Here is a 24,775-nt window from a genome sequence, read left to right as displayed (position 1 = left end):
CGCAGGCGCGGCCGTCGCGGCGGCCCGATCTACAGTTCGCGTACCACGCGGAAACCCACCCTGCCGCTGCGCGTATCGGCATCGGGACCCAGCCGGTAGGCCGAGCTCACCTGCTCCGGCGAGCTGCCCCAGGAGCCGCCGCGCACTACGCGCGCGCGGCAGCCGGGGTTGAGCCATGCGCTGCCGTCGACCGGCGCACGCAGGTAGCTGTCGTGCCAGCAATCCTGCACCCACTCGGACACGTTGCCGTTGATGTCGTACAGGCCGAACGGATTGGCGAGGAAGCTCATCACCGGCGCCGGTCCCCAGTAGCCGTCGCGATAGCCGCGGAAGGCATGGCTCCAGCGCCGGCCGCTGCGCGAGCGGTCCCCGGAGCCGGTCAGATTTTCCACCGGGCGGGTGGGTGCGCCGTTGCCCCACCAATAGCGGGTGGTGGTACCGCCGCGCAGTGCGTACTCGAATTCGGCTTCGCTGGGCAGCCGGTAGATCTTGCCGGTACGCTGGCTGAGCCAGTCGGCGTAAGCCTTGGCGTCGTTCCACGAGACATTCACCACCGGCAACCTGGCGTCTGCCTTGCGACCGGCGTAGTCGTCCTGCCAGGTCGCCTCCGAGTCGTCCCTCAACGCGCCGCTGCGCTCGTCGTACACGCTGGAGCCGCCGAGCCTGACCGAATCGGGCACATAGCCGCTGGCCCGTACGAACTCGCGGAACTCGCCTACCGTCACCGTCGTGCGCTCCATCGCGAAACCCTTGTCGATGGTGACCATGTGCTGCGGCATTTCGGCGTCGATGCGGTCTCTCTCGTCGGCCGATGCACCCATCTGGAAACTGCCGGTGGGGATCACCACCATCACCGGCGTCTTGCCCGGCAGGTCGACATAGCGATCGGTGAAGACCTGCCCGGGCTTGTAGCTGGCATACAGACGCGCGTTGGTCAGCTGCTCGTCGAAATCCGCCAGCGCAGGCAGAGCAGGATCGGTCGCCCGGGCCTGCGCCGCCAGTTTTCTCGCCAGCTCGATATTGCCGGCATCCAGCGCCGAACGCGCCTGCGACAACACGCCGCTCGCGCGCTGTTCTCGCATGTCGTCGACGCGCTTGTGCACGTCGAGCATCTGCTGCGAACCGGGGCGGATGGCCTGCGCTTCGGCAAGTTGCTTGTCCGCGCCGGCGAAATCGTTCTGCGCCACCGCGGCCAGGGCACGGTCGAGCACTGCGCGCTGCACCTGGAAAATGCCTTGTTCGGCCACTGCATTCTGCGGATCGAGCTGCTGCACTTCGCGGTAGACGTCCAGCGCGCTTCCGCCGCGGGGTTGATCCACCTTGCCCTGCTGCAGCAAGCCGGCTGCCTTCGCCAGCATGGGCCGCACCTTGATCAGGGTTTTCAGATTGGCTTCCAGTTTGGCCACATCGGCGGCCGCATCCGGCAGCGGACGCAACGCACCGAGCAGATCCTCCGCGGCATCGGCGTCGCCCAGCGCGATGTCCTGGTCGATCTCCGCCACCAGCCGCGCACGCACGTCGAACAGACCTTGTGCGGCGTGACGGCTGTCCGGCTTGTCCTTCAGCGCCTGCGCGAACAACGCGGCGGCGCTGTTCGCGTCGCCGGCCAACTGTCCGGCATGCAGCGCCTTGCTCGCTCGCGCCAGCAGTGCCTGCACCGCCGGCGGATCCGCACTCATCTGCTCGGGCAGGTTCGCATTCTTGCTGCTGTGCGCGGCGATCACCGAGGCCGGGGCCAAGGTCAGCGGAGGCCCGGCGTTGACTTCGTTGATCGCCGATATGCGTTCCGGCTGCAACCCGCTGGCCGGCACCTGCGCACCCATCGACATCGAACGAAGCGGCGCCTGGGTGGGTTCGACATGAAATACCCGCGGGAAAAAGTGATACGTCAGCGCGAACCCCAGCACGATCACCCCCAGCGCCCCGCCAAGAGTGCGCTGACGGCGGAGGGTTGCATTGCTCGGCATAGATGGGCGTCCTCGGTGCGGCCTGTTATCGTGCTCCGCTCACCATAGGCACAAACCGCCGACAGGGCAATCCACGCCCGGCAACCTTTCAAGGAATATCGATGTCATTGTCAGAAACCGCCGCCGCCGAGTGGATCGATCATCGCGATGCGTTGCAGGCGTGGCTGGCCGCGGTACCCGCGGACGCCGCGGTCGGCCTGGACACCGAGTTCATGCGTCGCAACACGTTCTATCCGCAGCTGGCGCTGCTGCAGCTGGGCTGGGACGGCCACCATGCGCTGATCGATCCGCTCGCCTTCGAGATCGGCGACACGCTGCAGCCGCTGCTCGGCGCCGGCCCGGCCGTCACCGTGATGCACAGCGCCAGCGAGGATCTGGAGACGCTGGCACCGCTGCTGCCCGACGGCCCGCGCATCCTGTTCGATACCCAGATTGCCGCGGCCTTCGTCGGCATGGGCCTGGGCATCAGCTATCGCGCGCTGGTCGCCGACCTGGTCGGGGTGGAACTGGACAAGGGCGAGACCCGCTCGGACTGGCTGCAGCGTCCGCTCACCGCTTCGCAGTGCAGCTACGCCGCGCTGGACGTGGTCTACCTGAAGACCATCCACGAACAGCTGGCCAAGCGTCTGCGGCAACGCCACCGCGGCGCCTGGCATGCCGAGGACTGCGAGCGCCTGAAAAACCGCGCCAGCCATCGCGCCGGCGATTCGCAACCGCAACGCACGATGCGCGCCGCCGCCGAATGGCCGGCCGCACAGCAGGCCCTGCTGCGCCGCCTGCTGCAGTGGCGCGACCGCAGCGCACGCCGCCTCGACGTGCCGCGCCCGTGGCTGCTCGACGACACCCTGGCGCTGAGCCTGGCGCAGCGGCCGCCGGCCAGCCTCGCCGATCTCGAACAGCGCGGCCGCGGCCAGCGCGCGCTGCGCTCGGCCCAGCGCAGCGAATTGTTCGAACTGCTCGCGCCCGCCGTCAGCCCCGAGGAGATCGCCACCACCGCACGCATCCCCGGCCATCCGCAGGGCGAAGCTAAGAAGTCGCTCGCAGCGATGAAGCAACTCGTCGACAGCCTCGCCGGCGAACTCGACCTGCCGCCGGGCCTGCTGTGCCCGCGCAAGGCGCTGGAGGAATACGTGGTCACCGCCGAATGGCCGGAGTTCCTCGAAGGCTGGCGCCGCGACGTACTGCACGACCGTCTCGTCGCCTTGCTGCCCGGCTGAGCCCACCTTGGCTCCAGGTCTTGGCGAACCCCCGGCACACTGCTAACATTCGCGGCTCGCGTGGGGCGGTAGCTCAGCTGGGAGAGCGTCGCGTTCGCAATGCGAAGGTCGTGGGTTCGATCCCCATCCGCTCCACCACGGAATGATTCACCAGTGTCACGCAACACCCCTGAAACCGCGCTCCGGCGCGGTTTTTCTTTGGTCGACGTCCCGGAAGGCTCCCCCGGATTCCCTTGTTATCACCCAAGTTTGGGGGTAGCTTTAAGGAGCGCCAGCTAGGCGCGCTGGGTGTTACCCCAATGGCGAAGCGCGTTGATCCGCTAACCCCGTCCGGTGTTGCCAACGCAAAGCCGCAAGCGAAGCCGTACAAAATGGCCGATGGTGGCGGTTTGTTCTTGCTTGTCCAGCCGACCGGCGCGAAGTGGTGGCGTCTGAAATATCGACGCCCTGAGACGCCCACCACGTGTAGATCCGCCAGCGTCACGCAATATCCTGGAAACCGCGCTACGGCGCGGTTTTTCTTTGGCCACACGTCCCGCAAGGCTCCCCGGACTCCTCCGGACATCTCTGGTCGCGACGTCAGAAGCCGTTGTGGATATCCGGATCTCGACCCCGCGTCGGATCCACCGCCGGTTCTTCGAGCCCGTACCTCGGATCGTGTCGAAACGTGCTCCCCCCGTTCGTCGTCACACCATGAAGAGGCCAAAACGAACCTCGGCATCCTGGTTGTACGAACCATCGCAAGACCAACGAGGAGTTCTGGCTACCTCAACGGCAACAAACAGAAAGCTCGTGTTGAAGATGTCCGTCTCCCTGGACGGCTTTGTCGCCGGACCGAACGGCGAGATTGACTGGATATTTCGGACATCGGGAGACGACGACTCCACGGAGTGGATTCTCGATACGCTTCGCGAAGCCGGCGTGCACATCATGGGGAGCCGCAGCTATGACGACATGGCAGCGTTCTGGCCCTTTTCGGACATGCCGCTCGCACCGCCGATGAACGACATCCCCAAGGTCATCTTTTCGAGGAAAGGGATCAAGGAAACGCAGGCTGATACGACGCCGGCGCTTGCCGAAGCAAAGGCGCGCCATGCGCAGCGGCATGGCATCACGCCGACGGCGGCGGTCCTGCAGTCCTGGGCCGAACCCATGGTGGCACGCGGCGATCTCGCGAAAGAAGTTCTCCGGCTGAAGGAACAGCCGGGCAATTTCATCCTTGCGCATGGCGGTGCCCGGTTCGCCCGAAGCCTCGTTGCCTCCGGCCTCATCGACGAATATCGACTGGGCATTCATCCGGTTGTATTGGGCCAGGGCCAGCCGCTGTTCTCCGGACTGCACGGCCCCGTTGATCTGCGCCTGATCAGCGTGACCCCTTTCCGCTCGGGCGCCGTGGGAGCCGTCTACCAGCCGGCATGAACGGTCACGCCACCATCGAATAAAAAACCTTCGGTTCGGCCCAGGGCTTTTTTTCCAGCTGCCACATTTCCGTCACGGGCACCGCCTACGGTTGCCGGATGAGATGCGCAGTTCGTTCCGGCTGGCGACATGCCGCCCGTTGCGGTATCCACACGGTGGATCGCGCCGGCACGGGTGCTGGCCGGTGACGCTCTCGCGCCGTCGCTTTCTGTGCGGAGCCGGCCGCCTGCTCGGTGGCTATGCACTGGCCGATGTGCTGCGCGCTGCGTCGGCAGGCACGATGCCGATGCGCATGGCGATGCCGACGCTGGCGTCGCCGAAGGTGCCGCTGGTGAATCCGGCCACGCTGGCGCGTTTCGTCGATCCGCTGCCGGTGCCGCCCATCGCGCGTCCGGCGGGCCAGCGCACGCATCCGGCTTATCCCGGTCGCCGCCTGCCGTATTACCGGATGGAGATGCGTGCGTTCAGCACGCGCGTGCATCGCGATCTGCCGCCCACGCCGATGTGGGGTTACGACGGCCGTTCGCCCGGCCCCACCTTCGAGACCGTGCGTGGCGAGCCGCTGCTGATCGAATGGATCAACGCGCTGCCGACGACACACTTCCTCCCGATCGATCACAACATCCACGGTGCGGAGCACACGAAACCCGCCGTGCGCACGGTGACGCATGTGCACGGCGGGCGCGTGCCGGCCGGCAGCGATGGCTGGCCGGAGGACTGGTTCGTGCCGGGCCGGTCGGCGCTGCTTCATTATCCGGGCGTGCAGGACGCGGCAAGCCTGTGGTACCACGACCATGCGATGGGCATCACCCGGCTCAACATCTACGCCGGATTGTTCGGCGCGTTCAATGTGCGCGATGCACACGAGCAGGCGCTTGGCCTGCCCTCCGGAGACTGCGATCTGCCGCTGATCCTGTGCGACCGCCTGATCGGGCAGGACGGCCGGCTGTACTACCCGGTCTCGGACGATCCATCCGCGCCGTGGGTCCCGGAATGCCGCGGCAACGGCGTGCTGTGCAACGGCAAGCTCTATCCGTACTTCGACGTGGAACCGCGACGTTACCGCCTGCGCCTGATCAATGTGGCAAACACCCGCTTCTTCGATCTGTCGCTGTCGCAGGGACAGGTGTTCCAGCAGATCGGCAGCGACCAGGGGTTGCTGGCCGCACCGCTGCGGCGCCTGCGCATCGAGCTCTATCCGGCCGAGCGCGGGGACGTGGTGGTGGATTTCGCCGGTATGGCCGGGCATACCGTACACCTGAATCAGCAGTCCGAGGCCATCCTGGAATTTCGCGTGCGCGACCGCGGGCGGCGCGACCCGTCGGTCCTGCCGGCGACGCTGCGGTCGGTGCCGCGCATCGACCCTGCAACGGCGGCGCGCCATCGCGTGCTGACCGTGGGCGAACGGGACGACGCTAGCGGCAACCCGATGATGATGTTGCTGGATGGCCGGATGTGGTCCGATCCGGTGACCGAAAGCCCGAAGCGGAACACGATCGAAACCTGGAGCTTCGTCAACGTCACCGGCGACGCGCATCCGATCCATCTGCACCTGGTGCGCTTCCAGATCATCGACCGGCGTCCGTTCGACTTGTTCGCATGGAACGCCGGCCGCGTCGTCAAGTACACCGGGCCGGCGCAATTGCCTCCGCCGCACGAGGCCGGCTGGAAAGATACCGTGCGCGCCGACCCCGGCATGGTCACGCGCATCGCCATGCGCTTCGAGGGCGAACCCGGCCGCTACGTGTGGCATTGCCACTACCTCGAGCACGAGGACAACGAAATGATGCGGCCCTACCAGCTGCTGCCGGCATGAATCGCGGCCGGATCGCCGCGCCTGGGTCGGCGACCGTGCGCGGTAGCCGCACTGTCATGTTGAGCCGGCTCGCTGTCGCGGCAGCGCCAACGTAGCGTCATATGCGCGGACCAAACTGCGCCCGGCCTGCGGAGCTCACCACGCACGCAAACCAGCAATCAGGGGGATTACTCGAAGGCAGCCTTTGCCGGTCGCCAGCAGGAGATCCTGTCATGCATACAGTGTTTGGCCGCAAGCGGTTGAAGCCGCTACTCATCGGTGTATTCGCCGCCGGCCTTGCCGGCGCCGTCAGCGCACAATCCACGCCACCGGACAAGGACGCGACGTTTCGTCAACATGTGCCGGCATCCGGCACACTTCATCAACCCGGGTTGCCCGGTGGCATCGTCACCTTGCATCGCCCCCGCCGCGGCGGCGATCGCAGCGACCTCACGCGGACGCCGATCAAGCACGTCATCCTGCTGATCGGCGAAAACCGTACCTTCGACCACGTCTACGCCACCTACCAGCCGCCTCGCGGCCAGAGCGTGCGCAACCTGCTGTCCGAAGGCATCGTCAACGCGGATGGCACGCCGGGACCGAACGTCGCCGCCGCTCTCCAGTGGCAGGCATCGAACCCCGGCACATACTCGCTCGCACCGACGCATACCGCACCCTATGCGCTGCTGCCGGCGATGAACACCGGCGGTGCCCCGACCCAGGCACCGTTCGCGTCGGCGGCGCAGGCGCAGTCCATCGAGCCGGCGCTGCCGCAGGAAGACTACGTCGAGCTTGCCGAAGGCGGCACCGGCCTGCCGAATCACGTCATCGACACGCGCTTTCCGACCCAGTTGCCGAACGCTCCGGTCGACATGCATGCGTCGATCAGCGCCAACGACTACACGAACAGCCCGGTCCACCGCTTTTTCCAGATGTGGCAGCAGCTCGACTGCAATGTGCAGACCGCCGCGCTGCACAACCCGAGCGGCTGCCGCAACGATCTGTTCCCCTGGGTCGAGACCACCGTCGGTGCCGGCAGCAACGGTAGGGCACAACCGGCCGGCTTCACCGACCAGAGCACCGGCGAAGGCTCCACCGCCATGCAGTTCCTCAACATCGCGCAAGGCGATGCGCCGTATTTCGCCGAGCTGGCGCGCAACTACACGCTGAGCGACAACTTCCATCAGGCGGCGATGGGCGGCACCGGCGCCAACCACATCATGCTCGGCTTCGGCAGCCTGATTTACTACGCCGATCCGCAAGGCCGTCCGGCCGTGCCGCCGGCGAACCAGATCGAGAATCCCGACGCGCAGCCCGGCACCAACAACTGGTACGTGCAGGACGGTTACGGCGGCGGTTCCTACGTCAACTGCGCCGACGACGCGCAGCCGGGCGTGGGACCGGTCAAGTCCTATCTGCGCTCGCTGCCTTACCGTACCTTCCGCGGCACCGACTGCAGCCCGGGCGCGTACTACCTGGTGAACAACTACAACCCGGGCTACCTCGGCGACGGCACGCCTGCGCCGCTGGGCAGCAAGCAGTTCACCATACCGCCCACCACGCAGGACAACCTCGCGCTGCTGCTGGAGCGTCATCGCGTCAGCTGGAAGTACTACGGCGAAGGCTGGGGCGACGGCAAGGAAAACGGCGAGGCCGGCACGTTCTGCAACATCTGTGATCCGTTCCTGTACTCCACCCAGGTAATGACCAACCCCGAGCTGCGCGACAACAACCAGGACATCAACGACCTCTACACCGATATCCAGAACGATACGCTGCCAGCCGTGTCGATCGCCAAGCCCGACGGCATTCTGGACGGCCATCCGGCCTCCTCCAAGCTGGAACTCTTCGCCGGCTACGTGAAGAAGATCGTCGACATGGCCAAGGCGAATCCGAAGGTGTGGAACGACACCGTGATCATGGTGACGTTCGACGAAGGCGGCGGCTACTACGACTCGGGCTATGTGCAGCCGATCGACTTCTTCGGCGACGGCACACGCGTCCCGCTGCTGGTGATCTCGCGCTACTCCGAGGGCGGACGCGTGGTGCACACGTACTACGACCATGTGTCCTTCGACAAATTCGTCGAGGCGAACTGGGGCCTGCACGAAGCGATCTCGCCGCGCAGCCGCGACAACCTGCCCAACCCGATCGCGCGGCGCAGCGACCCCTATGTACCGGTCAATGCCCCGGCGATCGGCAACCTGATGGACATGTTCGACTTCGACGATGTCCACTCCTCCGATGCGACCGTCGCCGCCATCAAGGACTGAGCATCGACTGAGCATCCTGCGAATCGCGCCCTGCCTGAGCGACAGGCAGGGCGTTCGCCCGCTCCCACGCTACGGAAACTGTTCCTGCCATGGCCGATTCCATTCCATCCGTATGGCACCGCCGCCCTGCCCTCGCCGGCCGCGGTCTCGTCCTCGTGCTGCTGGTCGCCGGCGGCCTCTGCAGTTGGCCCTGCCGCGCGGACCCGGGCGATTTCGCGGCGATGCCCGGGCTGTGGAAAATCGTGATCACGCCGGTCGATCATGGCGGCCGCGGCAAGCCGGCGATCGAATGGCGCTGCGTGGACGAAGGGGCCGATCCCTGGGCCGCCTTCGCGGTCATTCCTCTGCCCGCGCTCGCCTCATGTCAACGCAGCAACCAGCATCGAAGCAGCACGGGGCTGACCTGGGCGGTGAACTGCGGCGGAAACTCGCAAGGGCGCGGCCGCGTGGGCTTCGATTCGGCGGAGCACTACAGCGCCGGGATCGTGCTGCGGGACCGTGGCGAAATCGTGCGCGTCGAAGGCCGGCGCCGTGCCGCGTGCACAAGCCCCAGCGACTGAGAGCGGGAAGGTGGTCGGGCCGAGGCTGCAGGTGGGAGCGCGTTCAGCCCTCACAGCTTGACGAAATAGGGAACCGCCATCAGCGCGATGCCGATGGCCATCAGCGGTAACGTGCCCGAGACAAAATACGGAAACACCATCAGCGCCAGTCCGCATGCCAGCGGAACGACCGCCTGCTGTTTCCTGCCGTACAGGAAGAAACCGAAGCCGATCGACCCGAACAGGACGCCCCAGAGTAGTGTCGATGCGTTCAAGGCGACCTCCGCGGCAATGATCCGGATCGCCGAATCCTACCCCACGGGACGCCGCGTGATACGGACATGTGCCGCCCTGCACTTTTGCGGGAGCCGCGGAACGTGCCAGTCTCCCCCCAATTTCCTGTGGCGCGACGGCGCGCGTGGCGGCCCGTCACGCCAGTCGTGGTCACACCGGTCGCCTGTTGAGATTGGGAGCGTTCATGAAGTCCACTTGGTATTTTGCGTACGCGGCATGCTGCGCGTTCGCGCTGCCGGCACATGCCGCCTCGACGGCATCGGCATTTCAGTTGAGCGACCTGCGGAAGATCGTGAACCTGGGCGAGCCCAGGATTTCGCCGGACGGCAAGCACATCGCAGTGATCGTGTCGACACCGGACTGGAAGTCCGACAAGAGCCAGCAGGAGCTCGACCTGGTGGATGTCGCCAGCGGTGCGCGACGCGCGCTGACCTGGAAGCGCGAGGAAATTTCGTCGCCGCGCTGGTCGCCGGACGGCATGCGGCTCGCGTTCATTGCCAAGGATGCCGAGACGAAACATGGGCAGTTGTACGTGATGCCGATGGACGGCGGCGACGCGTTGCGCGTCACCGCGATCAAGCGCGGCGTGGATGCCTACAGCTGGAGCCCGGATGGCAAGCAGATCGCGTTCGTCAGCGAGGATGAGCCAGCCAATGCGAAAGCCATCAAGGAACACGACGACGCCTTCCAGGTCACCGACAACCACTTCCTCACCCGTGCCGCCCTCACCCCATGGCACCTGTGGCTGGTGCCCAGCGCCGGCGGCGCGGCGAAACGGCTCACCCACGGCGACTACAGCCTGCAGACCGACCAGCAGGATAACGCGCCGATACCGGTCTGGAGCCGCGACGGCCGCAGCATCGCGTTCACGCGTTTTCCCGGCGCGTACTGGGGACCGTCGTTCCACTCGGTGATTGCCACGATGGACGCCGGCGGCGGCGAACCACGCACGCTGGTACCGGCGGAAGGCGCGATGAATGCCGCCTATGCGCCGGACGGTGACGGCTTCGCCTTCATGCGCCCGCGCGGCGGCGACCAGAACAACGGCAACGCGGTCTACGTGACGGCGAACGGCAAAAGCCGCGACGTCACCGGGACGCTGGCACGCAACGTCGACAGCTACGTCTGGCTGCCGCACCGCAAGTCGCTTCTGCTGGCGGGTGGCGAAGGCACCCGTTCGGTGCTGTGGGAACAGCCGCTGTCCGGGGCGGCGAAGAAGCTCGATCTCGGCGAAGTGGAAGCCGGCACCGACGTGAGCGTGTCGAAAACCGGCGCCCTGGCCTTCGTCGGCAGCACGCCGACGCATCCGGGCGAGCTGTACGCGATGGACTCGCCGGATGCGAAGCCACGCCGGCTCACCGACCTCAACACGTTCGTCGACAGTCTCGCGCTGGGCCGCACCGAATCGATCGAGTGGCCAGGGCCTGACGGGTTCCGCGAAGACGGCGTGCTCACTTATCCGGTCGGCTATCGGCGCGGGCAAACCTATCCGCTGGTACTGGTGATCCACGGCGGCCCGGAAGAATCGTCCACGGTGAAATTCGCGCCCCTGCCGCAGCTGCTGGCCGCCGCGGGCTTCGTGGTGTTCCAGCCGAATTACCGGGGCAGCAACAATCTCGGCGACGCCTACCAGCACGCGATACTGCGCGATACCGGCGCCGGTCCCGGCAAGGACGTGATGGCCGGAGTCGACGCGGTGGAGAAACTCGGCATCGTCGACACGCAGCGCATCGGCGTCAGCGGCTGGTCGTACGGCGGCTACATGACCACCTGGCTCACCGGCCATTATCCGGTGTGGAAGGCCGCGGTGTCCGGTGCGGCGCTGACCGACTGGGTGATGGATTACACCGTGTCGTACTACCAGACCGGCGACACCTACTTCTTCGGCGGCTCGCCGTGGGTGGCGAAATACCGGGACATCTGGCGCCAGCAGTCACCGATCACCTATGCGCACAACGTCACCGCACCGACCCTGATCATGGGCGACGTGGGCGACCCCAACGTGCCGCTGCTGAACAGTTACGAGTGGTACCACGCGCTGCGCGACAACGGCGTGCCGGTGGAGTTCTATGCCTACCCGGTGGACACGCATTTCCCCAAGGACATCGTGCGCACCACCGACGTATACCGCCGTTGGGTGGGCTGGATGAGCCAGCATCTGCAGCGCGCGCCCGGAGCAAACCCAGGCTAGGCTCGTAGCCTGTCGGCCACTCTCTCCAGCTAGTGGCTGCCGCCGGCCGCCGGCCCGCACAGTTTTTCCATCAGCTGGGCCTGCACATCGCGGGCCGGTTCAGTGCCGGCCGTCGGCGGCCGCAGGTATTGGCCATCCGAATGCAGCAGCAGCGCGCTGGTGTTGTCGGTGAGGTAGAGCTCCAGCGCGTTGCGCACGCGTTGCTGCAGTTTTTTGCCTTCGATCGGAAACGCCGTCTCGACACGGCGATCCAGGTTGCGCTCCATCAGGTCGGCGCTGGACAGGTACAGCCGCGGCTCGCCGTCGTCGGCAAACCAGTACGCGCGGCTGTGTTCGAGGAAACGGCCGATGATCGAGCGCACCCGGATATTCTCCGATACGCCTTGCACGCCGGGGCGCAGGCAGCATATGCCGCGCACGATCAGGTCGATCTGCACACCGGCGATGCTGGCCTTGTACAGCGCACGGATGATCTTCGGTTCGGTCAGCGCATTGACCTTGAAGATGATGCGCGCCGGCTTGCCGGCGGCGGCGTGCGCGGTTTCCCGCGCAATCAGTTCGAGCAAGGTCTTCTTCAGCGTGAACGGCGCATGCAGCAGCTTTTTCATGTGCAGCAACTTGCCCATGCCGGTGAGCTGGCTGAACAGCTTGTGCACGTCCTCGCACAACGCCGCGTCGGAGGTGAGCAGGCTGTAGTCGGTGTACAGCCGCGCGTTGCCGGTGTGATAGTTGCCGGTGCCCATGTGGGCGTAGCGCACCAGTTCGTTGCCTTCGCGGCGCTGGATCAGCATCAGCTTGGCGTGCGTCTTGATGCCGACCACGCCGTAGATCACCATCGCGCCGGCCTGCTGCAGGCGCGAAGCGAGCGTGAGGTTGGACTCCTCGTCGAAGCGCGCGCGCAGCTCGACCACCGCGGTCACTTCCTTGCCCGCGCGCGCCGCGTCGACCAGCGCATCGACGATTTCCGAATTCGCGTTGGTACGGTACAGCGTCTGCTTGATCGCCAGCACCTGCGGATCGCTGGCCGCCTGGCGCAGCAGGTCGACCACCGGCGAGAACGATTCGAACGGATGCAACAGCAGTACGTCCTGCTTGCCGATGACCTGGAACAGATCCTCGGCGTGCTTGAGCGCCTTCGGCAGCGCCGGAATGAATGGCGGATATTGCAATTGCGGATAGCCCGCCTCGCTGGCGATGCGGAACAGCCGCGCCAGATTCACCGGCCCGTTCACCTCGTACAGTTCCGACTCGGCCAGGCCGAACTGCTTGAGCAGATAGTCGGCCAGGTCCTTCGGACAGTTGTCGGCAACCTCCAGCCGCACCGCGTCGCCGAATCGCCGCGAGTACAGCTCGCCGCGCAGCGCCATGGCCAGATCCTCGACGTCCTCCGGATCCAGCGTGAGGTCGGCGTTGCGGGTCAGCCGGAACTGGTAGCAGCCAAGCACCTGCATGCCGGGAAACAGTTCCTCCGCGTGCGCATGGATCATCGAAGACAGCAGCACGTAATTGTCGCCGTCCTCGCAGATCTCCAGCGGCAGGCGGATCAGTCGCGGCAGCACGCGTGGCGCCGGCACGATCGCCAGGCCGGAGTCGCGTCCGAACGCGTCGACACCGTCCAGCCGCACGATGAAGTTGAGGCTCTTGTTGACCAGCAACGGGAATGGATGGGTCGGATCGAGCCCGATCGGGGTGATCAGCGGCGCCACCTCGTCGCGGAAATAACGGCGCACCCACAGCTTCTGCTTGTGCGTCCACTGCGTGCGGCGGACGATGCGGATGCCGTGCGCCACCAGCTCCGGCAGGATCCGCTCGTTGAGGATCGCGTACTGCCGCTCGATCTGCTTGTGCGCGATCTCGCTGATCTCGGCCATCGCGCGCTTCGGCGGAATGCCGTCCGGGCCGATCAGCTCGTGATCCAGCGCGATCTGGCCCTTCAGTCCGGCCACCCGGATCTCGAAGAACTCGTCCATGTTGCGCGAAAAAATCAGCAGGAACTTCAGCCGCTCCAGCAGCGGCGTGCGTTCGTCCAGCGCCTGGTCCAGCACCCGGATGTTGAACTGCAGCTGCGACAGCTCGCGGTGGATATACAGCCGGTTGTCGGTGAGATCCACCGATGCCGCCGCTGGCGAGGCATCGTTGGCGGCCGGCACCGAAGTATCGGTCGGCGGATTTTCGCGAATCAGGTGGCTCTTCATCGATGCACCGGGTCCGGTAAAGATGGGCTCAGGATTCTGGCATGTTACCGCGTCGCCGGTGATGACTCGGTCAGCAGCGCGACGACCGTGCAGCAGCCAGTCTGCGAGACTTTCCTGACCGGTGGATGACACCACCACGCACACCTGTGTAGGAGCCCGCTCGCGGGCGATGCCTTTGCTTTGATGGTTGGTCGGAGAAATCAAAGCAACAGCATCGCCCGCGAGCGGGCTCCTACACGGATCTGCAGCAGGACGGCTGGCACATGCGGGCTGCCGGCGATTGGCTTATCGTTGCCATCCCCGGCGGCGCGTGGCGCCGTGCCTCATTCCCCAGCCCGAACCTCCCCATGCAGACCCGCGTCGAAAGCGCCCCGCTGTCCCCTGCTGCCATTCCCGTGTCGACCGATACACCGGCCAGTTCGCCATCCAGCGAAGGCACCGCCTTCGGCGTGCTTGGCGGCATCAGCTTCGCGCACATGCTCAACGACATGATCCAGTCGCTGATCCTGGCGATCTATCCGATCCTGAAAAGCGATTTCCGCCTGAGCTTCGCCCAGGTCGGCCTGATCACGCTGACCTACCAGCTCACCGCTTCGATGCTGCAGCCGCTGGTCGGCATGGCCACCGACCGCCAGCCGATGCCGTACTCGCTGCCGGTGGGCATGGGCTTCACCTTGTGCGGCCTGTTGTTGCTCGCGGTGGCGCCGAACTTCCCGATCCTGCTGCTGGCTGCCGCGCTGGTCGGCACCGGCTCGTCGGTGTTCCATCCGGAATCCTCGCGGGTGGCGCGGATGGCTTCCGGCGGACGGCATGGCCTGGCGCAGTCGCTGTTCCAGGTGGGCGGCAATACCGGTTCGTCGCTGGGACCGCTGCTGGCGGCGTGGATCATCGTGCCGCACGGGCGCGCCAGCGTGGCGTGGTTCTCGCTGGCGGCCCTGCTGGCGATCGTGGTGCTGCTGCAGATCGGGCGCTGGTACGGGCAGCATCACGTCGCGCGCAGCAAGTCGGCGGCGCGGCATCTGACTGTCGTGGCGCTGTCGCGCAACCAGATCGTCGGCGCGCTGACCACCCTCGGCCTGCTGATCTTCTCCAAGTATTTCTACCTGGCCAGCCTCAGCAGCTATTACACCTTCTACCTGATTCACAAGTTCGGCGTGTCGGTGCAGAGCGCGCAGGTGCATTTGTTCGTATTCCTGTTCGCCGTGGCCGCCGGTTCGCTGATCGGCGGCCCGATCGGCGATCGGATCGGGCGCAAGTGGGTGATCTGGGCGTCGATCCTCGGCGTCGCGCCGTTCACCCTGCTGCTGCCGCACGCAAACCTGATGTGGACCGGCGTACTCACCGTGATCATCGGCCTGATCCTGGCCTCGGCGTTCTCGGCGATCCTGGTCTACGCGCACGAGCTGATCCCCGGCCGAGTGGGCATGATCTCGGGACTGTTCTTCGGCTTCGCCTTCGGCATGGGCGGCATCGGCGCCGCCGTGCTGGGCAGTCTGGCCGATGCGCACGGCATCGAATACGTCTATCGGCTGTGCGCGTATCTGCCGTTGATGGGGTTGATCACGGTGTTTCTGCCGAATATCGAGAAGCGCGCTCACGCTTGATGTTTTTGTGGGAGCGACTTCAGTCGCGATGGCTTTTGCCGCTTCTTTGTCGGACCAAGTCGCCCACCCGGCGCTTCCCGTAGGAGCCCGCGAGCGGGCGATGCCCTTGCTTGTTGTTTCCGCATTCGAAGCGAAGAGCTTCCACCCTCCTGTGGAGGGCGAATTACTTCTCTTTTGCTTGTCCACACAAGAGAAAAGTGACTCGCGCGCCAGAGGCGCGCGAAAGCTCTTCGCTTCGAATCACCTGCCGAAGAACAAGAGCAAGGGCATCGCCCGCGAGCGGGCTCCTACAAGACCTCACAGCGTGGAGTGGCTTGCTCTCCGTAGGAGGACGAAGGCTCTTTGCTTCACCAACCACTGAGAGCAAGGGCATCGCCCGCGAGCGGGCTCCTACGACGACGAGGTAGTTCAGAATGGATCGATCACCACGGGCTCCGGCTCCAGCGCGATGCCGAACTTCTCGTGTACACCCAGCATCACTCGCTGCGCCAGCGCCCATAGTTGCGGTCCTGTCGCCTTGCCGTGATTGACCAGCACCAGCGCATGCCGGTTGGAAATACCCGCGTCGCCTTCGCGGACACCTTTGAAACCGGCGGCCTCGATCATCCAGGCGGCGGAGACCTTGCAGCGCCCGTCGGGCTGCGGCCAGGCAGGAAGCCCGGGATGTTCGCGCTGCAGCGCATCGGCCAGCGCGGCATCGACGATCGGGTTCTTGAAGAAGCTGCCGGCGTTGCCGATCACCGCCGGATCGGGCAGCTTGCTGGTGCGCAGGTGCACCACCGCCTCGGCGACGTGGAACGGCGCGGGCTTGTCCACGCCCATTCGCGCCAGCTGCTCGTTGATGCCCGCGTAATCGGTGCGCAGCGGACGGCTGCGCGGCAGCACGAAGCGCACAGCGGTGACGATGTAACGGCCGGGCTCGTGCTTGAACAGCGAGTCGCGGTAGGCAAATGCACAGACCGCGTGATCCAATGTCACCACGCGGCGCTCGCGGGTGTCCCACGCTTCCACACTCTCGACGAACTCGGCCACCTCGCAACCATAGGCGCCGATATTCTGGATCGGCGCCGCGCCCACGGTGCCGGGTATCAGGATCAGGTTTTCCAGGCCGGCGTAACCGTGGCCCAGTGTCCAGCGCACGAAGTCGTCCCAGCGCTCGCCCGCGGCTACCGCGATGCGTGCGCTGTCGCCGTCGCTCTCCACCTGTACGCCGCGGGTTTCCATCGCCAGCACGGTGCCGTCGAAATCGCCGGTGAACAGCACGTTGCTGCCTTCGCCCAGCACCAGCAGACGTCCGTTGCGCACGGCCGGGAAGTCGAGCAGCTCGGGCAGCTTGCCGGCGTCGCGGATCTCCGCCAGCAGCGCCGCCCGCGCATCCACGCGCAGCGTGTTGCGATTGGTCAGCGAGGCGTTCTCGATCAGCGTGTAACCGCCCATGTCCGTACGTTCAGACAGCATGGGCGGCCTCGCGCTGGCGGCGGATCTCGTTGACGCATTCGCCGACCAGATGCGGCCCGCGATAAATAAGACCGGTATAGACCTGCACCAGCGAAGCGCCGGCGTCGATCTTTTCGGCGGCGTCGCTGCCTTCGAGGATGCCGCCCACGCCGATCAGCGGGATGCGTCCCTGCAGACGCCGATGCATGCCGGCGAGCACCGCGGTGGAACGCTCGAACAGCGGTTTGCCCGACACCCCTCCGGTTTCGCCGCCATGCGGATCGCCCGCCACCGCCGCGTGATCGATTGTGGTGTTGGTGCAGATCACGCCGTCGATGCCGGTGCGCAGCAGCACTTCCGCGATCGCATCGAGCTCGGTTTCGCTCAGATCCGGCGCGATCTTCAGCAGCATCGGCTTGCGTCGGCCATGCTGCGAGCCGAGCCGCTCCTGCGCCGCACGCAGCAGCGAGATGAACTTGTACAGCGTGGCTTCCTGCTGCAAGTCGCGCAGCCCCTGGGTGTTCGGCGAGGAGATGTTCACCGTGACGTAGCTGGCGTATTCGTAGACCTTGTGCAGGCAGGTCAGGTAGTCGTTGACCGCCTTCTCGTTCGGCGTGTCCTTGTTCTTGCCGATGTTGATCCCGAGCACGCTGTGGTAGCTGGACTGCCGCACGTTGCGCACCAGCGCATCGACGCCGCCGTTGTTGAAGCCGAGCCGGTTGATGATCGCCTCGTGCTGCGGCAGCCGGAACATGCGCGGCTTGTCGTTGCCGGGCTGCGCCAGCGGCGTCACCGTGCCGACTTCGATGAAGCCGAAGCCGAGCGCATTCAACGCATCGAGATGTTCGGCATTCTTGTCCAGCCCGGCGGCCAGGCCCACCGGATTCGGAAAGGTGATGCCGAACACGGTGACTGGCAGATCCGTCGGCGGCCTGGCGATCCAGTGCGCGAAGTTGCTGCGCTGGGCCACGCCCAATCCGTACAAGGTGGCGCGATGCGCGGTTTCGGGATCGAGCTTGAACAGCAGCGGGCGCAGGTAGTCGTACATGGATCAGGCCATATGTCCGGCGAAGATGCGGGTATCGTAATCGAAGCTTACCGTGCCGCGTTCGGCGCAGCTGTCGAATAGCTCGCCCAGCGCGTGCAACATCGGTTCGTGCTGCGGGTGCCCGGCCTGCGGTGCATACGACGACGACATCAGTCGCCCCCGCAGCGCCTCGAAGTCCAGCCGCTGGGCGTGCTCGAAACGGGCGCTGCCGCGGAAGCCGGCACCGAACCACTCGCGCATCCGTGCGTCATCGGTGTAGCGCTCGGCCACGCTGGCATAGTCGGTGCCGAACTTTTGCAGCAGCGCCTCGTAACCCTCCAGAAAACGCGTGCCGGTGAGCCGGCGCGAATTCCACCAGATTGCCGCCAGTCCGCGCGGACGCAGGATACGCGCGAACTCGCGTCGGGTGGTTTCTTGGTCGAACCAGTGGAACGCCTGCGCCACGGTGATCAAATCCACGCTGGCATCGGGCAAGCCGGTGGCGTCGGCGCTGCCATCGATCGCATCGAAATTTTCGTACCCCTGCAGCCAGCGTTCGGCGGCGGCGCGCATCGGCGCATTCGGCTCCACCGCGGTCACGCGATAGCCCGCATCGAGAAACATCTTCGACGAGATGCCGGTGCCGGCACCGACATCCGCCACCCGCCAACCCGCGTCGACGCCCTGCTCGCGCTGCAGCCATTCGATCAGTGCCGGCGGATAGTCCGGCCGGTAGCGCACGTAGTCGTCGACGCGGTCGCTGAAGCGCGCGGTGGAGTGCAGGTCGCTCATGTCATCGATCCCGTCTTGTCCCGTCAACCGTTGAGCATCTGGCCGCCATCCACGACCAGCGTTTGTCCCGTGACCCAGCCCGCGAACGGCGAAGCGAGGAACAGCGCGGCATGGGCGATTTCCTCGGGCCTGCCGAAACGGCCGAACGGAATCTTCGCCAGCGTGGCGCGATAAAGCTCCGGCTGTTCGAGTTTGCGGCGCTCCCACAAGCCATCGGCGAACGCGATCGAACCCGGCGCGATCGCGTTGACGCGGATGCGATGCTCGGCCAGGGCCAGCGCCTGCGAGGAGGTGTACTGGCTCAGTGCCGCCTTCACCGCCGCATACGGCGCGCCGCTGGCGCGCGGACGGAATGCGGCAATCGAGCTGGTATGCAGGATGCACGGCTGCGGCGAGCTCTTGAGATACGGCAACGCAGCCCTCGACGCGCGCACGGCCGCCATCAGGTCGACGTTGAAGCCGGCCAGCCAACCCTCGTCGGTGTCGTCGAAACCGTAGCCGCTGGCGTTGTTGACCAGCACGTCGATACCGCCCAGCGCGGCGGCGGCGTTCGTCACATAGGCATCGATCGCCGCCGCGTCGGCCAGGTCGCAGCTTTGTGCGTGTGCGGTGACGCCTTGCACGGCGACCGCCTGGCGGGTTTCTTCCAGCGCCGCGGCGTCGCGCGCGCAGATCGACACTGCGGCGCCGGCCTGGGCGAAGGCCAGCGCCATGCTGCGGCCGATGCCGCGGCTGCCGCCGGCGACGACGACGCGATAACCGTTGAAGTCGAAAGGAGCAGGAGGTCGTTCGGCGCTCATTCGTGGGTCAATGCCAGTTCGACAGCGCAAAACCGAAGATCAGCGCGGCGATGACCACGAAGACCGCCAGCACGCACAGCGCCAGCTGCAGATAGCCGAGCACCAGCCCGGCGACCGCCAGGCCGTCGCCCTCGACAGGGCGGTCGGCAGCCGCACGACGGATCTCGCCGCGGGCCAGATGGCCGCAGACGATCGCCACGATCGCGCCGATGAACGGCAGCACGCACCAGGCAAGGATGCCGAAGATCAGGCTCACGATGGCCAGCGAATTGGTGCCGGACGCCGGTCGATAAGGCGGTTGATAGCTCATCGGATCGCTCACTCGTGTCGGGAGGAAACTTGTCGAAGCGGTTCAGCGCCGTCGTGTCTCGCCGCAGGTCACGGACGGCGAACCGCCCGCGACCCGCTCACATGGTTACAGGTCGAACTTGATTCCCTGGGCCAGCGGCAGCGAACTCGAATAGTTGATCGTGTTGGTCTGGCGGCGCATGTAGACCTTCCACGCATCCGAACCCGACTCGCGGCCACCGCCGGTTTCCTTCTCGCCGCCGAACGCGCCGCCGATCTCCGCACCGGACGTGCCGATGTTGACGTTGGCGATGCCGCAGTCCGAACCGGCCGCCGACAGGAACTGCTCGGCACCGCGCAGGTTGTTGGTGAAGATCGAGGAGGACAGGCCCTGCGGCACGTCGTTCTGCATGTCGATCGCCTCGTCCAGCGTCCTGAACGGCATCACGTAGAGGATCGGCGCGAACGTCTCGGTCTGCACGACTTCGTGCGAATTGGCGATGCCGGTGACGATCGTCGGCAGCACGAAGTTGCCCTTGCGATCGGTCAGCGCCGCGCCGCCGGTGGCGATCGTGCCGCCCGCGGCCTTGGCCTTTTCGACCGCCGTGAGATAACCCTGTACCGCTTCGCGGCTATTGAGCGGGCCCATCAGCGTGGTGGAAAGGTTGGGATCGCCGATCTTGCCCTCGACCTGCTTGTACGCCTTGACCAGGGTCTCCAGCACGTTGTCGTAGATCGACTCGTGCACGAACAGGCGGCGCGTGGTGGTGCAGCGCTGCCCGGCAGTGCCGACGGCTCCGAACACGATGCCCGGGATCGCCAGCTTCAGGTCCGCGCTTTCATCGAGGATGATGGCGTTGTTGCCGCCCAGCTCCAGCAGCGAACGGCCCATGCGCTGCGCCACGCGCTCGCCGACCATGCGGCCGACCTTGGTCGAGCCGGTGAAGCTGATCAGCGGGATGCGCTTGTCGTCGACGAAACCCTGCGACAGCTCGGTGCCGGCATCGTTGAACAGGAAGAACAGGTCCGGGAAACCGCCGGCCTTCAGCGCCTCGTTGCAGATGCGGATGGTGGCGACCGCCGATAGCGGCGTCTTCGGCGACGGCTTCCAGATGCAGATGTCGCCGGCGATGGTGGCCAGCATCGCGTTCCACGCCCATACCGCGACCGGGAAGTTGAACGCGCTGATGATGCCGACCAGGCCCAGCGGGTGGTACTGGTCGTACATGCGATGGCCGGGGCGCTCCGAGTGCATGGTGGCGCCGTACATCATTCGGCTCTGGCCCACCGCGAAATCGGCGATGTCGATCATCTCCTGCACTTCGCCGTCGCCCTCGGGCTTGATCTTGCCCATCTCCAGCGCCACCAGCGAGCCCAGCGCATCCTTGTGCCTGCGCAGCGCTTCTCCGCACAGGCGCACCGCTTCGCCACGCTGCGGCGCCGGCGTGGCGCGCCAGACCTTGAACGCGGCCTGCGCGCGCTTGACGATCACTTCGTAATCGGCGGCACTGGACGCATGCACGGTGCCGAGCACCTCACCGGTAGCCGGATTCACCGGCTGCAGCGCGCCGGCGTCGGCGGTCCTGGACCATTCGCCCTGGCCGAGGTAGCTGCCGGACTGCTCGCCGTCGAGGCCAAGCGCGGTGAGGATTGCGTGGGACATGGATGTCTCCTGAACTTGCGTGGCGCCTGCCGGCACCGTGAAATGAAGGCTTATCAAACGGCCATTCTAGCAGGCCACCCGCCCATGCCTCAGCAAAGCCGGCCGGATCGCACCAGCGCGGGATCCATGCGAAAATCCCGCCGCTGCCCTCGTAGCTCAGTTGGATAGAGCGGTCCCCTCCTAAGGGACAGGTCGGACGTTCGAATCGTCTCGAGGGCACCAATTATTTGAACCCAGCGGCCGGCCATGCCGGCCTTTGGCATTTAAGGATGCTCTGAATAAGCCCGGACGCAAAGTCTGGGAGCCTTTTATCCCGACGACTTGCGGTAGCAGGCGTTGCGCATCGGCTGCTGCTCAACTTTGTGGGAGCGACTTCAGTCGCGACGGTGTGGCAGCGCGCCGCGCCGCCCGGTTGTATACCGAACAGTTGCGACGCTGCGGGCCGCGGCCGCGGCCATCGCGACTGAAGTCGCTCCCACAGGCGAGCGGAAGCTTGTCCAGATGTTGCTCCAGGCTCAGGAACTGCACGACAGCATCGAGCAGCCGGCCTTGTGCCGCGCCCAGTCCGGGCGCTTCTGCGCGAATGCCTCGCGGCCGGGCTGGTCGTCGTACGGGTGGCGCATCACGTCGAGCAGTTCGGCGATGCCGCTGGCGTCGCCCTGCTCGGCGCGGTCGATCGCCTGCTGGGCCAGATAGTTGCGCAGCACATAGCGTGGATTCGCCGCGCGCATGCGTTCGCGGCGTTGCTGTGGCGACAGCGGGTCCTGCGCAAGTCTGGCGACGTAGCGGGCCAGCCAGTCGTCGAGCGCCGGCTCCGCCTCGCGCCGTTTCGCCTCGTCGTAGAACGCCTCGTGCATCGGCTTCAGCGTCGGCGCCTGCGGGTCGATATCGGCCAGCGCGCGAAACCACAGCGTCATGTCGACCTCGGCCTGCTGCATCAGCGCCTGCAGCGCCTGCATCAGCGCCACGTCTTCGTCGCGGCATTCGGCCAGACCCAGCTTGGCGGCGATGTTGCCGCGATCGGCGGCGGCATAGGTCGCCGCATAGCGATCCAGTCCCTCCTGCAGCGGCTCGATGCCGTCGAACAGCGGGGCCAGCGCGCCGGCGAGACGGCTGAGGTTCCACCACGCCACGTCCGGCTGCTGGCCGTAGCGATAACGGCGGCGCTGCGCGTCGGTGGTGTTCGGCGTCCATTCCGCATCGAAATTGTCGACCCAGCCGTACGGACCGTAATCGATGGTGAGGCCCAGGATCGACATGTTGTCGGTGTTCATCACCCCATGCACGAAGCCCACGCGCATCCAGTGCGCGATCATCGTGGCGGTTCGTTCGCATACCTTCGCGAACCATGCCGCATGCAGCGCTTCGCCCCGGCCCTGCAGTTCCGGGAAGTCGCGGCGGATGGTGAAGTCGACCAGCTGCCGCAGCAGCGCGGTGTCGCCGCGCGACGCAGGCAATTCGATTGTGCCGAAGCGGATGAACGAAGGCGCCACGCGGCAGACGATCGCGCCTGGCTCCGGTTTCGCGTGGCCGTCGTAGAACATGTCGCGCACCACCGCCTCGCCGGTGTCGACCAGGCTCAAAGCACGCGTGGTCGGCACGCCCAGGTGATGCATCGCTTCGCTGCACAGGAACTCGCGCACGGACGAGCGCAGCACCGCGCGGCCGTCGGCACCGCGCGAATACGGTGTCAGTCCCGCCCCCTTCAGCTGCAGCTCCCAGCGTTCGCCGGCCGCGTTGACCACCTCGCCCAGGGCGATCGCGCGGCCGTCGCCCAACTGCCCCGCCCATTGGCCGAACTGGTGTCCGCCGTAGTTCGCCGCATACGGTTGCATGCCGTCGAGCAGCGCGTTGCCGCCGAACAGCTGCGCGAACTCCGGCGTGGCGACTTCCGCTTCGCTGAACCCGAGTGTCGCGGCCATCTCCGCCGAATGCGCCAGCAGGCACGGGGCCGCCACCGGCGTGGGCTCGATGAAGGAATACAGCGCACCTTCGACCTGGCGCAGGCGCGCGCCCTGCTCCGTGTCGCCGGGCAGCTCATGCACGAACGCGTTGTCGAACTGCAAGGTGAACATGAGGTCGCGCAAGCCGGAATGATGCAGCCTATATCCGGGCGCCGCGGTGCCGATGCAAGGCCACCGCAGTAGGCATTGCCGGCTAGCGCGCCACCGCCTGCGTGTGTCCCGGCGGACGATGGAGCGCCTTCAGCCGCTGGTAAACGGTCAGCACCGCGGTGCCGTAATCCCTGGCCAGGGCCGGCGTGTGGCTGTGGTAGTAGCCCACGCCGAGCACCCGATCGCGGGTCTCGTGCATGCCGTCGCGCAGGATTTTCGCGGCCACGGTGATGTTGGTGCGCGGATTCAGCAAGGCCAGCGGATCGCGTACGGCGTCGCGGTGCATCGGGTAGTAGACCTGCATGATGCCGACGTCCTGCACGGCCGAGCCAAACTGGCTCGCCGCCGCCATCGCCAGCTGCACGTCGTGCCGGTCGCCGCGCACCAGATGATCGTTGACGCGGAACAGCCATGGCGTGGGCGCGACCTTGCCATCCGGATACAGCGCCTTCGATTCCACCAGGGCCACGCTGTACAGCAGCAGCGGATCGACCCCCGAAGCCTTGCCGATCTCAGACCACAGGCTGCGGCGGGAGGTGATGTCCAGGTCGGGCTCCTCGACCGGCATCATCAGATCCATCGTGCTGGCGTCGGACAACAGGCTGTGACCCGTTTCGGCCGGCATGGGACGGACACTCGACGAGTCCGCCGACCCGCTTGCCGGGATCGGCGCGGTGATGGCCGACACGGGTGCCGGCTCGACCGGCAAGGACGACGGGAAAGCGGCTGGCACAGGTGTTGCCGGCGCGATCGCCAGCGTCCCGAGAGGTGCTGTCCGAGTATCGGGATGCGGCACGCCGATGTGCAGCCACATGAGCGCGATGCCCGCAACCGCGCCGATGGCGAAGCCTGCCGCGAGCCTGTACCGGTAGGCGCCGGCCCATGCCGACCACGACATCGTTCGTGTCCGCGCCCAAGGCACGATCCTGACGCCGCGGACCCGGCGCAAACCGGCCAAGGCCGTCACGCCCCATCCATCCAGCGGCCACATGGGAGGCAATAGCCACTCCCGCGCCGATAGCGACGGCATGCCGGGTGTCGAACGGCCATGCACGGCCCGCGAACGCTTCCACTGGGCAGGTGCCGGCATGGGAACGGCCTGCTCGATGCGTGCCGCCACGTCACCGGCTTTCCACCGTGCCGGCGCCATCAGATGCACG

General features: G+C 66.3%; 19 protein-coding genes and 2 tRNA genes. 10 read left to right on the top strand and 11 right to left on the bottom strand.

Translation table 11 applies throughout. From position 1 onward, the window contains the following. Window positions 1–29: 29 nt before the first annotated feature. Window positions 30–1,967 (bottom strand): SUMF1/EgtB/PvdO family nonheme iron enzyme, encoded by a 1,938-nt coding sequence (locus ACFPPB_RS02415; RefSeq protein ID WP_377324048.1) that lies wholly within the window; start codon window positions 1,965–1,967, stop codon window positions 30–32. 101 nt (window positions 1,968–2,068) lie between these two features. Here ACFPPB_RS02415 and rnd point away from each other — a divergent pair, with 101 nt between their 5' ends. The 7 genes from rnd to ACFPPB_RS02380 all read left to right on the top strand — a co-directional run bounded on the left by rnd (window position 2,069) and on the right by ACFPPB_RS02380 (window position 9,231). Next, window positions 2,069–3,184 (top strand): ribonuclease D, encoded by a 1,116-nt coding sequence (gene rnd / locus ACFPPB_RS02410; RefSeq protein ID WP_377324046.1) that lies wholly within the window; start codon window positions 2,069–2,071, stop codon window positions 3,182–3,184. 62 nt (window positions 3,185–3,246) lie between these two features. Continuing rightward, a tRNA-Ala gene (locus tag ACFPPB_RS02405) sits at window positions 3,247–3,322 on the top strand. A gap of 161 nt (window positions 3,323–3,483) precedes the next feature. Then, entirely contained in the window at window positions 3,484–4,035 is a 552-nt protein-coding gene (locus tag ACFPPB_RS02400) for an Arm DNA-binding domain-containing protein (RefSeq protein ID WP_377324044.1), read from the top strand. Further along, window positions 3,977–4,603, top strand: coding sequence for a dihydrofolate reductase family protein (locus ACFPPB_RS02395; protein ID WP_377324042.1), 627 nt, complete (start codon window positions 3,977–3,979; stop codon window positions 4,601–4,603). The genes ACFPPB_RS02400 and ACFPPB_RS02395 overlap by 59 nt, the downstream gene beginning before the upstream one ends. A 184-nt stretch (window positions 4,604–4,787) precedes the next feature. Further along, complete coding sequence (locus ACFPPB_RS02390) at window positions 4,788–6,419, top strand: multicopper oxidase family protein (protein ID WP_377324040.1); 1,632 nt, start codon at window positions 4,788–4,790, stop codon at window positions 6,417–6,419. 212 nt (window positions 6,420–6,631) lie between these two features. Beyond that, entirely contained in the window at window positions 6,632–8,671 is a 2,040-nt protein-coding gene (locus tag ACFPPB_RS02385; RefSeq protein WP_377324038.1) for an alkaline phosphatase family protein, read from the top strand. Window positions 8,672–8,760: 89 nt separating this feature from the next. Further along, complete coding sequence (locus ACFPPB_RS02380; protein WP_377324036.1) at window positions 8,761–9,231, top strand: DUF3617 domain-containing protein; 471 nt, start codon at window positions 8,761–8,763, stop codon at window positions 9,229–9,231. Between the two features lie 50 nt (window positions 9,232–9,281). Here the strand turns inward: ACFPPB_RS02380 and ACFPPB_RS02375 are convergent, their stop codons facing one another. Beyond that, window positions 9,282–9,485, bottom strand: a complete 204-nt coding sequence (locus ACFPPB_RS02375) for a hypothetical protein (protein ID WP_377324034.1) — start codon at window positions 9,483–9,485, stop codon at window positions 9,282–9,284. 203 nt (window positions 9,486–9,688) lie between these two features. On the opposite strand from ACFPPB_RS02375, the gene ACFPPB_RS02370 reads away from it, so the two are divergent. After that, window positions 9,689–11,695, top strand: a complete 2,007-nt coding sequence (locus ACFPPB_RS02370) for a S9 family peptidase (protein ID WP_377324032.1) — start codon at window positions 9,689–9,691, stop codon at window positions 11,693–11,695. A 29-nt stretch (window positions 11,696–11,724) separates the two neighbouring features. On the opposite strand, the gene ppk1 is transcribed toward ACFPPB_RS02370, so the two are convergent. Further along, entirely contained in the window at window positions 11,725–13,890 is a 2,166-nt protein-coding gene (gene ppk1 / locus ACFPPB_RS02365) for a polyphosphate kinase 1 (protein WP_377324030.1), read from the bottom strand. A gap of 347 nt (window positions 13,891–14,237) precedes the next feature. Between ppk1 and ACFPPB_RS02360 the strand changes: the two genes are divergently transcribed. Continuing rightward, the gene (locus tag ACFPPB_RS02360; protein ID WP_377324029.1) at window positions 14,238–15,494 is read left to right on the top strand and encodes an MFS transporter; all 1,257 of its coding nucleotides are present in this window, start codon (window positions 14,238–14,240) and stop codon (window positions 15,492–15,494) included. A 408-nt stretch (window positions 15,495–15,902) separates the two neighbouring features. Here ACFPPB_RS02360 and murB read toward each other — a convergent pair whose 3' ends face one another. The 6 genes from murB to amaB form a co-directional block, all read right to left on the bottom strand. Beyond that, window positions 15,903–16,931, bottom strand: a complete 1,029-nt coding sequence (gene murB / locus ACFPPB_RS02355) for a UDP-N-acetylmuramate dehydrogenase (protein ID WP_377324480.1) — start codon at window positions 16,929–16,931, stop codon at window positions 15,903–15,905. A 10-nt stretch (window positions 16,932–16,941) separates the two neighbouring features. Beyond that, entirely contained in the window at window positions 16,942–17,979 is a 1,038-nt protein-coding gene (locus tag ACFPPB_RS02350; protein WP_377324027.1) for a quinone-dependent dihydroorotate dehydrogenase, read from the bottom strand. Window positions 17,980–17,982: 3 nt separating this feature from the next. Beyond that, a complete protein-coding gene (locus ACFPPB_RS02345) occupies window positions 17,983–18,750 on the bottom strand; it encodes a class I SAM-dependent methyltransferase (RefSeq protein ID WP_377324025.1) in 768 nt (255 codons plus the stop codon). A 23-nt stretch (window positions 18,751–18,773) separates the two neighbouring features. Next, window positions 18,774–19,550 (bottom strand): SDR family NAD(P)-dependent oxidoreductase, encoded by a 777-nt coding sequence (locus tag ACFPPB_RS02340; RefSeq protein ID WP_377324023.1) that lies wholly within the window; start codon window positions 19,548–19,550, stop codon window positions 18,774–18,776. A gap of 7 nt (window positions 19,551–19,557) precedes the next feature. Then, on the bottom strand, window positions 19,558–19,860 hold the full coding sequence (locus tag ACFPPB_RS02335; protein WP_377324021.1) for a DUF4190 domain-containing protein: 303 nt from the start codon (window positions 19,858–19,860) through the stop codon (window positions 19,558–19,560). 105 nt (window positions 19,861–19,965) lie between these two features. Further along, window positions 19,966–21,501 (bottom strand): L-piperidine-6-carboxylate dehydrogenase, encoded by a 1,536-nt coding sequence (gene amaB, locus ACFPPB_RS02330; RefSeq protein ID WP_377324019.1) that lies wholly within the window; start codon window positions 21,499–21,501, stop codon window positions 19,966–19,968. A gap of 145 nt (window positions 21,502–21,646) precedes the next feature. Between amaB and ACFPPB_RS02325 the strand changes: the two genes are divergently transcribed. Beyond that, window positions 21,647–21,723 (top strand) — tRNA-Arg (locus ACFPPB_RS02325). Between the two features lie 293 nt (window positions 21,724–22,016). Here ACFPPB_RS02325 and ACFPPB_RS02320 read toward each other — a convergent pair. Together ACFPPB_RS02320 and ACFPPB_RS02315 are read right to left on the bottom strand one after the other, a co-directional pair. Next, window positions 22,017–23,576: a protein adenylyltransferase SelO gene (locus ACFPPB_RS02320; RefSeq protein ID WP_377324478.1), complete on the bottom strand. Its 1,560-nt coding sequence runs from the start codon at window positions 23,574–23,576 to the stop codon at window positions 22,017–22,019. Window positions 23,577–23,658: 82 nt separating this feature from the next. Next, a complete protein-coding gene (locus ACFPPB_RS02315; RefSeq protein WP_377324017.1) occupies window positions 23,659–24,513 on the bottom strand; it encodes a lysozyme family protein in 855 nt (284 codons plus the stop codon). Window positions 24,514–24,775 lie beyond the last annotated feature (262 nt).

The organism is Rhodanobacter terrae, from assembly GCF_042657005.1.
Lineage (GTDB): Bacteria > Pseudomonadota > Gammaproteobacteria > Xanthomonadales > Rhodanobacteraceae > Rhodanobacter > Rhodanobacter terrae.
Note: the sequence above shows the minus strand (reverse complement) of the source record. Positions and strands in the feature narration are given on the sequence as shown.

What these genes read in the sequence shown, in the direction of transcription:
- ACFPPB_RS02415 (WP_377324048.1), bottom strand. Translation starts at nt 1,967, where the DNA reads ATGCCGAGCAATGCAACCCTCCGCCGTCAGCGCACTCTTGGCGGGGCG.
- rnd (WP_377324046.1), top strand. Translation starts at nt 2,069, where the DNA reads ATGTCATTGTCAGAAACCGCCGCCGCCGAGTGGATCGATCATCGCGAT.
- ACFPPB_RS02400 (WP_377324044.1), top strand. Translation starts at nt 3,484, where the DNA reads ATGGCGAAGCGCGTTGATCCGCTAACCCCGTCCGGTGTTGCCAACGCA.
- ACFPPB_RS02385 (WP_377324038.1), top strand. Translation starts at nt 6,632, where the DNA reads ATGCATACAGTGTTTGGCCGCAAGCGGTTGAAGCCGCTACTCATCGGT.
- ACFPPB_RS02380 (WP_377324036.1), top strand. Translation starts at nt 8,761, where the DNA reads ATGGCCGATTCCATTCCATCCGTATGGCACCGCCGCCCTGCCCTCGCC.
- ACFPPB_RS02370 (WP_377324032.1), top strand. Translation starts at nt 9,689, where the DNA reads ATGAAGTCCACTTGGTATTTTGCGTACGCGGCATGCTGCGCGTTCGCG.
- ppk1 (WP_377324030.1), bottom strand. Translation starts at nt 13,890, where the DNA reads ATGAAGAGCCACCTGATTCGCGAAAATCCGCCGACCGATACTTCGGTG.
- ACFPPB_RS02360 (WP_377324029.1), top strand. Translation starts at nt 14,238, where the DNA reads ATGCAGACCCGCGTCGAAAGCGCCCCGCTGTCCCCTGCTGCCATTCCC.
- murB (WP_377324480.1), bottom strand. Translation starts at nt 16,931, where the DNA reads ATGGGCGGTTACACGCTGATCGAGAACGCCTCGCTGACCAATCGCAAC.
- ACFPPB_RS02350 (WP_377324027.1), bottom strand. Translation starts at nt 17,979, where the DNA reads ATGTACGACTACCTGCGCCCGCTGCTGTTCAAGCTCGATCCCGAAACC.
- ACFPPB_RS02345 (WP_377324025.1), bottom strand. Translation starts at nt 18,750, where the DNA reads ATGAGCGACCTGCACTCCACCGCGCGCTTCAGCGACCGCGTCGACGAC.
- ACFPPB_RS02340 (WP_377324023.1), bottom strand. Translation starts at nt 19,550, where the DNA reads ATGAGCGCCGAACGACCTCCTGCTCCTTTCGACTTCAACGGTTATCGC.
- ACFPPB_RS02335 (WP_377324021.1), bottom strand. Translation starts at nt 19,860, where the DNA reads ATGAGCTATCAACCGCCTTATCGACCGGCGTCCGGCACCAATTCGCTG.
- amaB (WP_377324019.1), bottom strand. Translation starts at nt 21,501, where the DNA reads ATGTCCCACGCAATCCTCACCGCGCTTGGCCTCGACGGCGAGCAGTCC.
- ACFPPB_RS02320 (WP_377324478.1), bottom strand. Translation starts at nt 23,576, where the DNA reads ATGTTCACCTTGCAGTTCGACAACGCGTTCGTGCATGAGCTGCCCGGC.
- ACFPPB_RS02315 (WP_377324017.1), bottom strand. Translation starts at nt 24,513, where the DNA reads ATGTCGTGGTCGGCATGGGCCGGCGCCTACCGGTACAGGCTCGCGGCA.